Annotated in this window: 15 protein-coding genes and 1 pseudogene; 15 read left to right on the top strand and 1 reads right to left on the bottom strand. The window is 58.2% G+C overall.

What is annotated here, in order from left to right:
- Window positions 1–109 precede the first annotated feature (109 nt).
- The 14 genes and pseudogenes from EDD52_RS21670 to EDD52_RS21610 form a co-directional block, all read left to right on the top strand.
- Complete coding sequence (locus EDD52_RS21670) at window positions 110–751, top strand: lytic transglycosylase domain-containing protein (RefSeq protein WP_132248717.1); 642 nt, start codon at window positions 110–112, stop codon at window positions 749–751.
- A gap of 5 nt (window positions 752–756) precedes the next feature.
- Complete coding sequence (locus tag EDD52_RS21665) at window positions 757–1,062, top strand: TrbC/VirB2 family protein (RefSeq protein WP_165907638.1); 306 nt, start codon at window positions 757–759, stop codon at window positions 1,060–1,062.
- The gene (locus tag EDD52_RS21660) at window positions 1,062–1,355 is read left to right on the top strand and encodes a VirB3 family type IV secretion system protein (RefSeq protein ID WP_132248715.1); all 294 of its coding nucleotides are present in this window, start codon (window positions 1,062–1,064) and stop codon (window positions 1,353–1,355) included. The genes EDD52_RS21665 and EDD52_RS21660 overlap by 1 nt, the downstream gene beginning before the upstream one ends.
- The gene (locus tag EDD52_RS21655) at window positions 1,348–3,681 is read left to right on the top strand and encodes a VirB4 family type IV secretion/conjugal transfer ATPase (RefSeq protein WP_243652063.1); all 2,334 of its coding nucleotides are present in this window, start codon (window positions 1,348–1,350) and stop codon (window positions 3,679–3,681) included. The genes EDD52_RS21660 and EDD52_RS21655 overlap by 8 nt, the downstream gene beginning before the upstream one ends.
- Window positions 3,674–3,835 carry a hypothetical protein gene (locus tag EDD52_RS23785; RefSeq protein ID WP_165907636.1) on the top strand — a complete coding sequence of 54 codons (162 nt, stop codon included), beginning with the start codon at window positions 3,674–3,676 and terminating at the stop codon, window positions 3,833–3,835. The genes EDD52_RS21655 and EDD52_RS23785 overlap by 8 nt, the downstream gene beginning before the upstream one ends.
- Before the next feature lies 1 nt (window position 3,836).
- Window positions 3,837–4,946 (top strand): lytic transglycosylase domain-containing protein, encoded by a 1,110-nt coding sequence (locus EDD52_RS21650; protein WP_165907635.1) that lies wholly within the window; start codon window positions 3,837–3,839, stop codon window positions 4,944–4,946.
- Complete coding sequence (locus EDD52_RS21645; RefSeq protein ID WP_132248712.1) at window positions 4,943–5,728, top strand: type IV secretion system protein; 786 nt, start codon at window positions 4,943–4,945, stop codon at window positions 5,726–5,728. The genes EDD52_RS21650 and EDD52_RS21645 overlap by 4 nt, the downstream gene beginning before the upstream one ends.
- Before the next feature lie 13 nt (window positions 5,729–5,741).
- Entirely contained in the window at window positions 5,742–6,299 is a 558-nt protein-coding gene (locus EDD52_RS21640; protein WP_132248711.1) for a hypothetical protein, read from the top strand.
- Window positions 6,300–6,304: 5 nt separating this feature from the next.
- Complete coding sequence (locus EDD52_RS21635; protein ID WP_132248710.1) at window positions 6,305–7,381, top strand: TrbL/VirB6 family protein; 1,077 nt, start codon at window positions 6,305–6,307, stop codon at window positions 7,379–7,381.
- A gap of 33 nt (window positions 7,382–7,414) precedes the next feature.
- Complete coding sequence (locus EDD52_RS21630) at window positions 7,415–8,170, top strand: VirB8 family type IV secretion system protein (RefSeq protein ID WP_132248709.1); 756 nt, start codon at window positions 7,415–7,417, stop codon at window positions 8,168–8,170.
- Window positions 8,167–8,868, top strand: coding sequence for a TrbG/VirB9 family P-type conjugative transfer protein (locus tag EDD52_RS21625; RefSeq protein WP_132248708.1), 702 nt, complete (start codon window positions 8,167–8,169; stop codon window positions 8,866–8,868). The genes EDD52_RS21630 and EDD52_RS21625 overlap by 4 nt, the downstream gene beginning before the upstream one ends.
- Window positions 8,861–10,165, top strand: coding sequence for a TraB/TrbI/VirB10 family type IV secretion system protein (locus EDD52_RS21620; protein ID WP_165907634.1), 1,305 nt, complete (start codon window positions 8,861–8,863; stop codon window positions 10,163–10,165). The genes EDD52_RS21625 and EDD52_RS21620 overlap by 8 nt, the downstream gene beginning before the upstream one ends.
- Window positions 10,165–11,157, top strand: a complete 993-nt coding sequence (locus tag EDD52_RS21615; protein WP_132248706.1) for an ATPase, T2SS/T4P/T4SS family — start codon at window positions 10,165–10,167, stop codon at window positions 11,155–11,157. The genes EDD52_RS21620 and EDD52_RS21615 overlap by 1 nt, the downstream gene beginning before the upstream one ends.
- A pseudogene (locus tag EDD52_RS21610) lies at window positions 11,151–11,288 on the top strand (IS256 family transposase); the annotation flags it as partial. The gene EDD52_RS21615 and the pseudogene EDD52_RS21610, both read left to right, overlap by 7 nt.
- A gap of 564 nt (window positions 11,289–11,852) precedes the next feature.
- Here the strand turns inward: EDD52_RS21610 and EDD52_RS21605 are convergent.
- Entirely contained in the window at window positions 11,853–12,671 is an 819-nt protein-coding gene (locus EDD52_RS21605) for an IclR family transcriptional regulator (RefSeq protein ID WP_165907633.1), read from the bottom strand.
- A gap of 187 nt (window positions 12,672–12,858) precedes the next feature.
- Between EDD52_RS21605 and EDD52_RS21600 the strand changes: the two genes are divergently transcribed.
- Window positions 12,859–14,382, top strand: a complete 1,524-nt coding sequence (locus EDD52_RS21600) for an ABC transporter substrate-binding protein (RefSeq protein ID WP_132248704.1) — start codon at window positions 12,859–12,861, stop codon at window positions 14,380–14,382.
- Window positions 14,383–14,445: the final 63 nt, after the last annotated feature.

The following is a 14,445-nucleotide window of genomic DNA, read 5'->3' as shown; positions in this document are numbered from 1 at the left end:
TACGGCTGGGGATCAATTTTCCTGAGATCCCATTGTGTGATGGCGACACCGGGATTTGGAAGCGTGTCGCCGGTTCGTCTTCGCCTGAACAACACACGGGAGCCACCGAATGACGCCCCGACTCACCATAATGTTTATTATCGGAGGTCTGTTTGCGACCGCCGCGCCCGCTCAAAATGAATGGGGCGAGATTGGCGGCGGCTGGACCAGCCTGGCCCCGAAAGCGGCTACACAGCGGGCCGCCCAAGCGCCTGCAAAAGCCTCGCCAGAAGCCCAAACGCTTCCAGCGTCTCTTACCCTCGCCACCAAAGGCAATGCCGACAATCGGGCGCTGACACGCGCGGTTGCGTCTCGCTATGCCCGGCATCCTTATGTGAAACGCGCAGGTATCGATCCCCGCGAGTTCATCATCTTCTTCGAAGAGATGATCAAGATGGAGAGCAACTTCAATCACCGTGCCTTGAGTAGTGCCGGAGCCATTGGCCTTGCACAGCTCATGCCGGGAACAGCGAAGTTGCTTGGCGTCGATCCGCACAACCGGACGGACAATCTCGACGGTGGCGCGCGGTATCTGATCGCGCAGATCAACGAGTTCAAAACGCTCTCTCTGGCGGTGGCGGCGTACAACGCCGGCCCCGGTGCTGTGCGCAGCTACGGCGGTGTCCCCCCTTTTCGCGAAACCGAACGGCATGTTGCCAAGGTCATGTCCAACTATGAGCGCCGCTGGCGGCTCGTTTCTTCAAAGGAGTGAACAACGTGAATTCCAAAATCTACCGGACAGGTGCGGTTGCCGCTGCGGCCATCTTTCTGATCATCCATGGGCAAGAGGTCATGGCGCAGGATATCGATTTCGACAAGGCCACGGATACCGGCAACCAGATCATCGGTTTCCTGCGTGGTCCGCTGGCGACGATCATCTTCGTCCTCGCCTTCGCGGTTACCGGCTTCTTGGCCGCCATGAACCGGATCAGTTGGGTTTGGGTTGGCGGTGTCATTCTCGGCGCGGTGCTGGTGTTCGGCGGCCCCGCTTTTGTCGATAGCCTTCGGTCGATCCTCGAATAATGGAAGAAACGGTCGTCATAAGAGGACTGACACGGCAAGCCAAGATGGCTGGCTTGCCGCTCCCCTACTTCATGGCGGCGGTTGCGCTGACCGTGCTGCCCTTCATGATTACGAAGTCGCTGCTTTGGCTGCTGACATTCGGCATCTGGTATTTCGGCGCACGGTCCGTCACCGCCGTCAATCCGAACGGGCACCGCATCGTCACCACACGGTTGCGGCACTTGCCCCAGAGCTTCGGGCGTAAGCCGGTTCGCTTCCAACGCTCAAGCAAGGGTCGTGTCACTGATGTATGAGCTATATCGCAAAATGCCTTACGGCATCGAATTTGACGATACCACGATCATCCTGCGTGACGGGTCGGTCTGCGCTGCGTTCGAGGTCGGCGGGATCGACGCCGACACGTCGGACTCTGCGGATGTTCTCGATCTGCGCACACGCGTGTCGCAAATCCTGAATGGGTTGGACGAAGGTTTCAGCTTCTTCATCCATCGGTTTCGGCGCGATGTGCAGATCAGCGGCTTTGGAAAGCCGCAACAGGCATTTGCAAAAGCGGTTGATGATGCGTGGTTCAATGGCTTGAACGCGAGCGGCCCAAAGGAAGCCGTGATCATCCTGACCGTTGTGCGAGCGAATAACAATTCGGTGCGTGTCCCGCTTCTCGGCAAGGCACTTAAACGGGTCGGGCGGAAATCTCTCGCTGAACTCGCTGCTTCCCTTCAGGAAATGACGTCTGTTTTCTCCGACGCGCTGAGCGTGACACTGAGGCCGCTTTCAATCGCGGACGGGTCGTTCGGGTCGGCCATGGCAGTCCTGAACCTGCAACCCTACCAAGCCCTGCGCCGCGGCCTCATGACATTGGTGGCGCAGGATGTAAGCGACGTGTCGCTGGAATTTGGCGCGGATGGCGTGATCGATATCAACAATGGCGAAGCTGTGGGCGCTGTTATCAGCGTCAAGGAAAACCCTACCTCCACGATGCCCGGTGCCATTGATGCTCTCGGCGCGTTGGATGATGTGGTCGTGGTCCAGAGCTACGCCCCCATTCACCGCGACGACATTGTTGAACAGGCGCGCACCCGCATCTTGCAGATGCAGGCCAGCGGCGACCTGGCCCAACGGGTCGAAAACCAGTTGGTCGAGACTGTTGATCGTATCGAGTCTGGCGAACTCGGTGTTGGCGAGTATTGCCTGACGGTACTTGTGCGAGCGGATACCAGACAAGAGCTGGATGGCCGCATTACTGACGTGATGAGCATGTGCCAGCGCGCCGGGTTCCGTATGTTGCGCGACCGCGCTGCGACGGCGACGGAACTGCTGTCATGTCACCCCGGCAACGGTCACATGACCGCGCGGTCAACCTTTGTCACTTCGGAGACCTTTGCCGATCTGGCGAGCCTGCACGGTTCTGACATTGGGGCAGATGTAGGCGAAGTGCCGTGGCGCGAACCAATCACTGTATTGGAAACGGAGCGCGGGACGCCCTATCGCTTCAACCTGCATCCGCGTGGTGCGCCCGACGCCGAACCGACGAATGGTCACACGCTCGTCCTGGGTCCGTCCAATGGGGGCAAAACCACAACGACCCTGTTTCTGGCTGCGCAAGCCCTTCGTCACGGCGGCAGGGTGATTGCGCTCGACAAGGACCGCGCGATGGAAATGCCGATCCGCGCGATGGGTGGCACCTATGCGGCAGTGAAGGTGGGTGAACCTACCGGGCTGAACCCGCTGTTGACGGAAACCGGGCCTCGCGGTGAGGCATGGCTTTTGAGTTGGTTGTCAGCCCTGCTGGAAGCGACCGGCAAGCCGCTGACGCCTCTTCAAAGCCAAGCCCTGAAAGGGGCAATCCGGCAGAACGCTTCAGCCCCCGACCGCCTCAAGACATTCTCGCAGTTTATCTCGCTGGTTGGCGATGCTGACGACCACAAGGATCTGGCTCTGCGGGTGCGCGAATGGGGGCCTGACGGGCGCTATTCGTGGGTCTTTGGAGACAGTGACGATGTGCTGGTCAACTTTGCGGCGCATGACGTGACCGCACTGGATCTGACAGAAGTGCTTGGGGCCGGAACCGAACGCACGGCCATCCTGGCCTATCTGTTCCGGGCCCTGGAAATGGTCATGGAAGAAAAGCGCCCCATGGTGCTTATCGTGGATGAGGCATGGCAGGTTCTCGATGATCCCTATTTTGCCGAGGAAATGAAAAAATGGCTGGTCACGGCGCGCAAGATGAATGTCGTGGTCGTGATGCTGACGCAGTTTCCCTCGCAAATCGAACAGTCGGCGGCGAAGTCGATCCTCGAAGGTCTGCCGAACCAGGTGATCTTTCCGAACCATCGCGCGGAGCCTGCACATTATGACGGCATGGCAATGACCGATGGTGAGCTTTCGTTCATCCTCGGAAAACAGTCTCAAGGGCGCAAAGCCCTGCACCGGACGGAGACCGGATCGACCATCCTCGATGTGGATCTAAGCCGCCTTGGTCCTTTGTTGACCGTTCTGGGCGGCGGGTCTTCCGGCCTTGCAAAATTTGGTGACGATTATCGAAACCGGTCCGGTTTCTGGCGCGGAGAGGACGCTGCGCCAGCGGCGAACAAGATACTTGAAAGGACAGCACATGGCTAAGGCAGTATTGCTTCTGATGGCTTTGGCAGGCCTGGCCGCTTGCGGTGATTACGATGGCCGGAAAACCAACTGCTGGTCCGGCGCGGCGCTTTCCTTTGCTGAAGCCGCGCCCGGTCCGGTGGACTGCTCCAACTGGATCGAGATCAGCGGATAAGATGAGCAATCCCCTGCCCCTCTCGATCTTTGCGCTGTCGGCCTCAATGGCCCTGGCGCAAGGCGTCCCGGAAGTGGATGTGACTGCTATCGAGCGGCTGAAATCGCTGATTTCAGGCGCGCAGGCAGAGCGTGCAGAGGTTGTTCAGACCAATGAAGAGCTCACACGGCAAATCGGCTCGCGGTCGGATCAGATCGTGGCGCTGCGAGACACGATCAATCTGCTGCGCGGCTCTACCGGCATGACGGCCGACCTTGAAGGTCTGGATGGGTTGGTTGCTGGCGCGGTCTATTCGATTGACGACAACAACCCGTATGCCGCGCGTCTCTTTGGGGATACCCGCGAGACGATCGAGTTGATGATTGCCGAAACGGCAGTGAAACATGGCAGCGATCCTGCGCTGGCCGCGATCGGCGTCAATCCGGTGGAGTTCCGGAGCTGGTTTCAGGCGTTGGTCAAGCAGGAAAGCCGGTTTCAGATTGGCGCCCGGTCTCCCAAGGCGGCGTTCGGATTGACCCAGATCATCCCCGGCACCGCGAAAGACCTCGGGATCTATCCGGCCTATTACGAAGATCCCCGCCTGCAACTGGATGGCGGCGCGCGGTATCTGCTGCAACAGGTGAAACGGTTCAAAAGCATGCCTCTCGCATTGGCGGCCTATAATGCCGGACCGGGTGCCGTGCTGAAACATGGCGGCATCCCGCCCTACCGGGAAACGCAGGATTATGTTGTCCGGATCACCGGCTACTATAATATCTACGCGGCCCAGATGAGCGGCGCAGACCAGGTAGGCACGTTGGCGCTGGAAGATATTGCGCTTGCGGAAATGTCGAACATATCCGACGCGGCCATATCCTATGCGGGACATAGCCAGGAAATCCTCATTCAATCGTTGTCGCGGCTGAAGGAGATCTTGACGAGGATTCCGGCGTCAGCTTCCTCCAAGGAAGCCATGAACCTCAACAGCTACGCCAAGGCAGAAGTTGCCCGCATGGCGGTGGTCCTGACGCGCCTTTTGGCGGCAAAGCGCAAGGCGGAGTGGGCGCAATACGGCTCGCTCTATGCGGCCTACGCGCGCGATCAAGAATTTTTTGAAGGGCTGATACAATGAAAACGCTTCTCGCAACGACTGCTGTGGTCCTCGCTGTGGCCGGTGGCCTGGCCTCGGCGCAAGGCGTGCCCACAATCGACGTGTCGTCCATTGCCCAACTGAGGCAAATGTTGACGGAAGCACAGTTGCAGCTTGATGAAGCGATCAAGCAAAATCTCAAGCTGGATGAGCAAACGCTCAAGCTGCTCGAACAGATCAAGCTGATGGAAGATCAGATTGCGGCCCTGCGCGACGGCTTCGACGAAGCCAAGATGCTCATGGACGGCGATTGGGCCGCGAAACTGATGCCGGAAATTCCGGACCTTCGCGGGTCTGTCCAAGAGGCCCTGCGCGGCCAGTGGGACGCCATCGGAACCGACGGGAAGATCGGTGACACATCGACCAGTTCGATTGTCGAGAACATCTTCACGAGTGCAGGCACGACAACAGACCAAATGACGGACCTTGCCAACAGTACGGACCCGAACGCGGCGCGGATCGGCGCGCAGGGCAACACGGGCGCGATGATGGGTGTTGCGGCGGAAGCCTCGCAGGTTGCCGCCAGCGAAAGCCTTCAACGCTTGACCGACTTGACCGGGGCGATACCGGACACCGATGGTATGAAGGCCGCGATTGACCTGAACACGCGCATGACGGCTGAAATGGGCATTGCGCTGGCTAATATCTGGCAGCTCGAAGCGGCCCAGACGATCGGGCTTGGCCAAGCTGGCGTCATGACGGCGGCCACGCTTGCCGAAGAACAAAAATATCTCGACCTCATGTCCACGGACACTGCCGATTAGAAAGGATCAGACCATGAAACATCTTCTTCTGACTTGCGCGACCATCACGGCGCTGGCGTCTCCGGCGTGGGCGCAGAGCGGTCACTCGGAAATCCGCGATGGCGAACGTCACCTGATCCCAAAGGACAGAAGCCGCCAGAATGAATATGCCAATCTGATCCAGGACCGGGCCATCGAAATGGGCTTCTTCAGTTGGCCGGTTCCCACAGAAAAGGCAGCGGCAGATCAGGTCAACCGCCCGCGCCAGGTATCTGATTGCCGGGGCCATGATCCGGAGTACCGGCCAGCACATGATTACTCTGCGAAAGAGGATTGGCGCGTCCGAAACATAGGTCAGTCTAAAGCGTTCATCTATGAATGGATGGCCTACGGCAATGCCATTGCAGCACAGGATTGCACCTGTGACACCCTGACTGCGGATTGGGATGAAGCGGTTTCGAGCTTCGGAGCTTTGGTCGAGGGGGTCGAAAACTTCAAGCTCTACACGGCCGTCCCGATCCGGATGCGCGATGCGATCAAGCGTGATTACAACCAGATGTGCGATATCCGCATGTTGCTCGATCTGGGGTAAAGCGAATGGCAATCGTTTACGAGATTATGGGGTTTATCGACACTGCTGTAAGTGGCGCGGCCGAAGGCACGTTTGTCGCCGTCGCGTCCAATTTTGGTGGCGTGATTACTGTTGTCGCGACGATTGCATTTGCCATGTTCGGGCTTGCCGTTGGCCTCGGAGTGTTCTCGGTGCGCACGGGCGACCTGGCGCAACTGGTTCTTCGGATCATTCTTATCTTCACCTTCGGCCTGTCATGGGCCAATTTTGAGGTCATCTACGACGCCCTGACAAATACCGGCGACGCTCTTGTTACTGCCTTGTTCTCGGTTGCTGACGGAAGTGGAGCGACGTCATCCGTTGATTTGGCGGAAGGTTTTGCGGACCAAGCGCAAGAAACGGCAGCGTCGGTAATCAGAGCTGAAAGCGCTATCGCGCGCGGGTTTCTGGGCGCGATCATGTATCTTCTTCTGGCGATGCTTCAGGCGGCGTATATTCTGGTCGCAGGGTTTGCCAAGATTATGATCGGCATTCTGATCGGCCTTGCGCCCTTCGCCATTGCCGCGACCTGCCTCAATCGGACGCAGTTTCTCTTTGAAGCGTGGGTCTCATCGCTGATCGGCTACTTCATGTATCCTGTGGCCGCCGCTGGCGTCATGGGGTTCATCGCAGCGGTTGCTACACAGGCGTTCGGAGCAAGATCGGACACTACATTGATCGGGATCACCGGCGTCGTGGTGATCATCATCGTTGGTATCTATGCGCTTCTGACGATCCCGCAAATTGCGTCCAACATCACCGGCCAGCTCAACCTTGGCGGCATAGCGCCCCAAGCCCTCAGCATCGTGGGTCGCCCGATGCTGAAAGCCGGTGAAATCACCCAAGGCGCGGGCAAGCAAGTCTTGAGCGGCGCGACCACTGGCGGCGAAACGGCACAACGCGCAGCGCAGGTTCGCCGGTTCGGTTCGGCCATGGACATGAAGCTGGCAAACGCCGGGGCGCGTCTTTCGAATAACGCAGCCGGACGGTTCGTCCAGCGAAGGCGCGACGTGCAATTCGCGCGAGAGTCTAACGAGCGCCTTCGGGCGAAGTCTAAAAAGTAACCGCAAATCCGACTGCAAAGATTGGAGACCAGCATGACACGCCTCACTGCTGAACAGAGAAGGATTCTCAAACCGACGCTTGCCAAGGTTGAAGAGCGTGAACGTGCCGTAGTGGAAAAAGCTGTCGCTGCCGCGAGCGAAGCGGGCGGAAGCTACTTCATAGCAGAGACGATCCAGGGGCTTCGCCAGCGCGAAAAGCGGGCATGGGCGGTGGCCGTGATCGGACTTGTTGCGGGTTTGGCAGGTGTTGGCGTCGGCGCTTACGGCTTGGCGAAGAATGAGACCCAAGCCTACCTTGCCATCGTGGACCGCGACACCGGCATCGCGGAGCGCGCCGTGACCGTTGAGCGCGCCTCCGTCGATCAACAGCGGGCCGTCGTGGAAAGCCTGATCTATGGCTACGTCCGCGACCGTGAAACCTATGATGTGGACGACAATGAATACCGCATCCTGTCGGTGTTCAAACGCTCGGCCGCAGACGTGCGCCGGGCGCTTGAACAGAAGTGGACGCCGGGGCACAGCGGCTATCCGCCGGAATTGTACGGCGTTGATGGCAGGGTCGAAGTGGCGATCAACAACGTGGTGATGATTGACGAAGACACTGCCCAGGTGCGCTTTTCCAAGACCTTGCGACGTCCGAACTCTCCCATGCAAACAGGCGATTTCGTCGCCACCGTCACTTACGTGTTCAACCCCTCGACAGTCGATAACAACCTCCTGCTTTGGCAGAACCCGTTCGGGTTTCAGGTTGTGGGCTACCGTGTTGCATCGGAAGGAATGACCGAATGAGAAATCTTCTTTACGCCGCACTTCTGGCAAGTCTGGCCTCGCCTGCCCTGTCCGAAGCAACCCCAAAACCGATGCGCGTGGATGCGCGGAGCGCCACGGCAGTGTATCAGGAAGGCCAGGTCTACAAGATCAACACCCGGCTCAAACGCGTGACCCTGATTACGCTGGCACCGGGCGAACGGTTCCTTGATTTCAAAGCGGGCGACACGGAAAGCTTCATGTTCGCGGGAACGGATGGCGGCAACGCAATCCTGGTAAAGCCTGTGATCGCGGGGGCCGTGACCAATGGCGTGATCGTGACCAACCGGCGTTTCTACCTGGTCGAGCTGCATGAAAGCGCCAATCGCCGCCCGCACTATGCTGTCAGCTTCTCAGCGCCGTCAGGTAGCGGTGGCGGCACGTCCAAAACCAGCGTCCCTGCTGGGCAGCCGAAAACCTACTCCATCACGGTACAGTCCAGGGGTGCGGAAATTGCCCCAACTCGGGTCTGGGATGATGGACGGCGGACCTACTTTCAGTTTGGGGCCGATGCCCCGACGCCCAATATCTACCGCGCCGATGCAAGCGGTCGGGAATACATCGTCAACTCCAGAACCGATGGCACCAAATCGACGGTCGGGCGGCGGTCGGACCGGTGGGTCATTCGGTATGGCGATCAGTTTATCTGCGTCCAAAGCGGAGACGTGCAAAATGGCTGACAAGATGGAAAACCGCGCGGCCCGCTTGCAAGGCCGACGCAAGGCCCCGAATGCGGGCGTCCTGGCCGGGGTCGCTCTGGTCACTGGTCTCGCTGCTGGGGGAGCTGGCGTCACTTACTGGAAAAATCTGGACCAAGGCCGCACCGGTCCGGTGTTGGACACATCAGATTCCCGTGAGTTTCCGCGCGATGCGAATGACGGTTTGACGCCGGTGATCGCGCCTGAATTTACACCGACCGAGCAAGGGCCAAGTGAAGCCGAACGGGCGCTTCGGGCGCGGGTGGCCGAACTCGAACGGATCCTGGAAGAGGCCCGGAACCAAACACCGTCAGCACCAGTGGTCGACACAGAACGCCTTGAACTGCTACAGGCGCAACTCGATGCGCTGTCGAGTGACATGGAAAGCCGGGAAGCGGAAATGTCGAGAGTGACCAGTGAACGGGACGCGCTTCGGCGTGACGTTCTACGTCATAAAACCGAGCTTGAAGGGTTGGAAATGCGGCTGCGACAGGCGGACGACGCTTCGCTTGAAGAGCAACGGCTGGCTGAAGAGCAGGAACAGCGGCGCAAGGAGCTCGAACGTCGTCGGGCCGAAGCGCAGGCTGTTTCAGAGGCCCAAATCAACAGTCCAATTGACGGTCTGTCCGGTGGATCCTCGGGTGGCGATGAACGCGAATACGGGGGCGACGAAGCGTTCGTTCGTAGCGGGTCCGAAACCATCCAGCCAACGCAATCGCGGGTGATCGGTGCGCCGTCAAACACGGTCATGCAAGGCACAGTGATTGAGGCCACACTGACGACCGGCATCAATTCCGAACTCTCCGGCACGATAAGCAGCGTCGTTTCGCATGACATCTGGTCGTTCGATATGCACCAGGTCCTGATCCCGCGTGGGTCGCGAATGTTCGGACGCTATTCCAACGGGGTGGCCCTTGGGCAACGCCGCGTGCTGGTCGCATGGGACAGGCTTGTGACGCCAGATGGGCAGGTGGTCGATCTGGATGCTTATGGGTCGGATCGTCTTGGGCGATCGGGTCTGACGGGCAAGGTCAATACCCGCTTCGCCCAACGGTTTGGTGCGGCGGCCCTGGTCTCGATCTTCGGCGCGCTGCCTGCGATTGCGTCGGCTGGTAGCGATGATGATGAAACCCAAGTGGTCATAGGAAATCTCGGAGAGGACGCCGAGGACAACGCGAGCGCGGTTGTAGAAGAATATCTGAAGCTGGCGCCTATCATCACCGTGGAACATGGCGACGTGATCATGGTGATGGTGACGAACGATCTGGAGCTGTTCTGATGGCGGGGTATCTTTCCGAGTATCTCGCCGCATTCGATCCTCTTCTTGAGGATCAAACTGCGATCGAAATTGCTGTGAATGGTGACGGCCATTGCTTTGTCGAGCGGCAGGGAATGGCCCGGATGGTCCGTGTCGAAGAACACGACATAGACCCTACGGCGGCGGCGGATATTGCGGGCATGGCCGCAAATGACAGCAATACGAAGCTGACGGCGAGCGCGCCTTTGTTGTCCACGGCGATAGAGCATAATGGATTGATGCTGCGGGTTCAGGCGGTGATTGCCCCCGCTTCGGCCAGCGGAACGGTCCTGTCGTTCCGCGTGTTCCGTCCCGGCCACACTGGCGAGCCAAAGACCTTCGGCTTCCTGCGCAGCGACGTGATGCTCTCTCAAGATGAAGAACGTATCGATCACCTGCGTAGGCTACAAAGCCTCGCGGGCAGCGGCAGTGTTGACGACTTTCTCAAAGAGGTCCTGCGGCTGGAACTGAATGTCCTTATCTCGGGCGGAACCTCGACAGGCAAAACCGAACTCGGTCGGCGGATGCTCTGGCTGATCGAAGATCACGAGCGCCTGGTGACGATCGAGGATTCGTCGGAACTGCGCCCATGCCAGCCGAATGTCGTCAGTCTGATTGCGGAGCGGTCCGAGGATAGCCCGCGGTCTGCGGAGAAACTATTGCAAGCGACCCTGCGTCTACGCCCGGACCGGATCATTGTAGGCGAGCTGCGGGGATCGGAAGCGGCAACGTTCATTGAAGCGATCAACACCGGCCACGGCGGGTCGTTCACCACCCTGCACTCCCAGACAGCGCGCAAGTCAATGGACCGATTGGCGCTCATGGTGATGGGAACGGGAACACAGCTTCGATACGCGGAAGTCATACGGTATCTTCGAGCGACCATCGACATTGTGATACAGGCCGGCCGGATCGGAAACGAGCGGGGAATTGTCGAAGTTTACATGCCGCCGCTCGATGGGGCGCGGCACTGAAGATGCTCCTCGGTCCAGATGCCACCGGGTATTCGGCGAATACGGTCTCACGGCTGAAAGCGCAATGGGCGGAGGAATACGACAACTGGCGCAAGACAGATCTGGGTCGCGACGAATGGGTCTACATATGGGTGGTGGACCTGTCGCGGGATTGTGCCGGTCCTTTGACCAAATTTCGTGTCGCAAAGGAGAACACAGTTAGGATCAAGACGGACGGAGGAAAATCGCCATGAAATTCTTCGATGAACGAGCGGGTGGTTCGATCACCCAGTCTCCCCCTTGCACATTTTGGACGTGTCGAGTTCTGACTGACCAATGAACTTGGAACCTTCTTTGTGGCTTACCTTTTTTCAATCTTGGTTTTTCTACCTTTTGGCCATAGCCGCTTCGAGCGAGGGTGCCTTCGTAGTCGCCTTCGTATAAGTAATAGAGTTGTTAGGCCTGTACGGGCGGGAATTGTGAGATGTGTAGGGGACGCCCGCGACGTCGCGTATAATGCGGACGAACCAGCCGTGGAACCTCGCGCAAGGGCACGGTCGATGCGCGAAGCAGCAATGTCACCAATTCACAGCCGTGCAAATCTTCTGATTATCGCAAACCTGTGGTGGCTTTTGTAAGCGAACAAACCGAACCCAGCCCTGTGATACATGATCAAATAAATCAGACAGTTGCGTTTCGAAATGCGTTCAAGACCCTCATCCGGAGACCACGCGAGATATGTTTCTTGTCGTCCGACAGACGCCGGGCACCATCTTGGTGTTCAAATCGTGCAAGGACCATCTGCTGACTGGCAGAGATGCATTGCACGCAGCAAGGATCTTGCCGTCGGCGCCCAAAATCGGAGCCGCGACCGAGTACTCCCCGTCACTGAGCAGTTGATCCGCGATCACGAAACCGTCCTTTCGAATCTGCCTCAGCCAGTCCATTAATTCGTCCAGGTCGGTGACGGTCTGCTTCGTGTAGGCTACGCGGTCGCAGGACTCGAGAATCCTGCGCGCAACCTCTTCGGGTTCGTAGGCCAACAGTACCAAGCCGGGCCCAGTGGCATAGATCGGAAAACGCCAGCCGACCCCGACATTGATCGTGACCACGTGGCGACCGGGGATACGGGCGATGCAGACCAGTTCCTTGCCGTCCCGTTCACCTATGTTCACCGTTTCACCGGTTTCTTCATGAAAGCGCAACAGTTCTGCCATGCCGGCTTCGAGCACATTGTGCCCGGAGGAGAAGTTCCGGGTCAGGCTTAGCATTTTGGGGGAGATCTGATACCGCTTGCTTGCTTCGTCCTTGCGGATGTAGCCCAACGCATGAAGGGTAAAGACCGCGCGTTGCGCGGCGCTTTTGCCGATATTGGCGCGCTCGTCGATTTCGTTCAGGCTGAGCCAGGTCTTGCCGCCATCGAAGCATTCAAGGATCTTTATCCCCTTCGCCAAGGACGACACGAAGAGAGAATTGGCCGACAGGTCGGGAGCGGATTCAGCAGACGCGGTAACGGGATCATCGTGCTTGGCCAACGGGCTCTCCTCGAAATCGTATTGCGATACACAATCTTTTTTTTCAGCGTTCTCGCGAAAATGCAAGGGTTAAGGTTCGTTAGGCTACAAACTGGGTTGACGGAATGTCGCACACCGATATCATCGATCGAATAACAATACCATCAACCGCGACTTGAAGTACCGGAACCAGCAAGGGAACTCTGCCATGACACCGCGACTCACGATCCGACTGACAACGCTGCCGAAGGTGGCGGCCTTGGCCGCTCTGACCGCAACGACAGCCATAGCCGGACCTGACGACAATTCGATCAACCTTGTCTGGGAGCGCGAGCAGACAACGCTCGACGTGTATTACTTCACCGATCACACCGGGCTGACAGTAATCAAGAACGTTTATGACACCCTGGTGGACCGCGACCCGGAAACCGGTGAATACCTTCCGCTGCTGGCGATAGAATGGGACTGGGAGAGCGAAACAAGTCTGGTCATGAAGCTGCGCGAGGGCGTGAAGTTCCACAATGGCGAGGATTTCAACGCCGATGACGTGGTCTATACACTGAACTACGTGACCGACCCCGCCAACAAAATCTTGCTGTTGCAGATGATCAACTGGATCGAGGGCGCAGAAAAGATCGATGACTTCACAGTTCGTGTCAACCTGAAAGAGCCGTTCCCCGCCGCACTGGAATACCTGTCGCTGGGCGTGCCGATCTATCCGAACGAATATTACGCCGAAGTGGGCACCGAAGGCATGGGTATGAACCCTGTCGGCACCGGTCCTTACAAAATCGCCTCATTCGAGCCAGGTCGTGAATATGTTCTGGAGAAATTCGACGGCTACTTCGAAGGAGGCCCCAAGGCCCCGGCGGAGGTTCAAACCGTCCGCGTGAAGACTCAAAAAGACACCAACCTGCAGATTGGGCAGTTGATGACGGGTGAGGCCGACTTCCTTTGGCGCCTGTCGCCGGATCAGGCGGATCAATTGGAAATGATGGGAAAGCACCGAATTGAACGGACGCCGACCATGCGCATTTCGTTTTTGGCGTTCAACGTGCATGACGCCAACAGCCCGTTTTCGAACACGAAGGTCCGTCAGGCTGTTTCACATGCTATCAACCGCGACTCCATAGCCACCAACTTGGTCGGCGGTGGATCGAAAAAACTGGAAACCGTCTGCGCCACTCAACAAGTGGCCTGCCCAACGCCGAACGTGATCTATGACTACAACCCCGAAAAGGCGCGGGCTCTGCTGGCAGAGGCGGGATACACCGACGGCTTCAGCACCAGCGTGGCGGGTACGTCTTTTCGGTCAATCACAGAGGCGGTGATTGGCGATCTGCAGCAGGTCGGCATTCGGGCCAATCTGGACAGCTATGTCTGGGCTGCGTTTCGTGAGAAGTGGGTGAATGACAACTTAGAGTTCTTTCATTCCGGCACCGGCTTTTGGGGGCTTGGCGACGCCTCGATCGCGTTTGGGACCTATTTCAACGACATGCCGCAAGATTTGTCCAACGACCCAAAGGTCAACGCTTTGCTGACCGAAGCGACGCTGTCCTATGATCTGGAAGAGCGGACCGCTCTTTATGCGCAGGCACAGGACGTGATACTTGAGAACGCCTATTGGGTGCCCTTGGTTAACCATGTCGTGAACTTTGCCTTTGCGCCGGGCCTGCAGTTCCAACCGCAAATGGATGAAATCAACCGCTTCTACGAAGCGCGGTGGGAGTGATTTGCCTGCTCTGATCCATCTCCGGGGCGGGATTAAATCTCGCCTCCACAGATTTACACGCTG

The organism is Primorskyibacter sedentarius (genome assembly GCF_004342065.1).
Taxonomy (GTDB): domain Bacteria; phylum Pseudomonadota; class Alphaproteobacteria; order Rhodobacterales; family Rhodobacteraceae; genus Primorskyibacter; species Primorskyibacter sedentarius.
This window is presented reverse-complemented; position numbering and strand designations above follow the sequence as displayed.

Excerpts from the sequence above, each read along its gene's own strand:
- EDD52_RS21670 (WP_132248717.1), top strand. The coding sequence starts at position 110 with ATGACGCCCCGACTCACCATAATGTTTATTATCGGAGGTCTGTTTGCG.
- EDD52_RS21660 (WP_132248715.1), top strand. The coding sequence starts at position 1,062 with ATGGAAGAAACGGTCGTCATAAGAGGACTGACACGGCAAGCCAAGATG.
- EDD52_RS21655 (WP_243652063.1), top strand. The coding sequence starts at position 1,348 with ATGTATGAGCTATATCGCAAAATGCCTTACGGCATCGAATTTGACGAT.
- EDD52_RS23785 (WP_165907636.1), top strand. The coding sequence starts at position 3,674 with ATGGCTAAGGCAGTATTGCTTCTGATGGCTTTGGCAGGCCTGGCCGCT.
- EDD52_RS21650 (WP_165907635.1), top strand. The coding sequence starts at position 3,837 with ATGAGCAATCCCCTGCCCCTCTCGATCTTTGCGCTGTCGGCCTCAATG.
- EDD52_RS21645 (WP_132248712.1), top strand. The coding sequence starts at position 4,943 with ATGAAAACGCTTCTCGCAACGACTGCTGTGGTCCTCGCTGTGGCCGGT.
- EDD52_RS21640 (WP_132248711.1), top strand. The coding sequence starts at position 5,742 with ATGAAACATCTTCTTCTGACTTGCGCGACCATCACGGCGCTGGCGTCT.
- EDD52_RS21635 (WP_132248710.1), top strand. The coding sequence starts at position 6,305 with ATGGCAATCGTTTACGAGATTATGGGGTTTATCGACACTGCTGTAAGT.
- EDD52_RS21630 (WP_132248709.1), top strand. The coding sequence starts at position 7,415 with ATGACACGCCTCACTGCTGAACAGAGAAGGATTCTCAAACCGACGCTT.
- EDD52_RS21625 (WP_132248708.1), top strand. The coding sequence starts at position 8,167 with ATGAGAAATCTTCTTTACGCCGCACTTCTGGCAAGTCTGGCCTCGCCT.
- EDD52_RS21620 (WP_165907634.1), top strand. The coding sequence starts at position 8,861 with ATGGCTGACAAGATGGAAAACCGCGCGGCCCGCTTGCAAGGCCGACGC.
- EDD52_RS21615 (WP_132248706.1), top strand. The coding sequence starts at position 10,165 with ATGGCGGGGTATCTTTCCGAGTATCTCGCCGCATTCGATCCTCTTCTT.
- EDD52_RS21600 (WP_132248704.1), top strand. The coding sequence starts at position 12,859 with ATGACACCGCGACTCACGATCCGACTGACAACGCTGCCGAAGGTGGCG.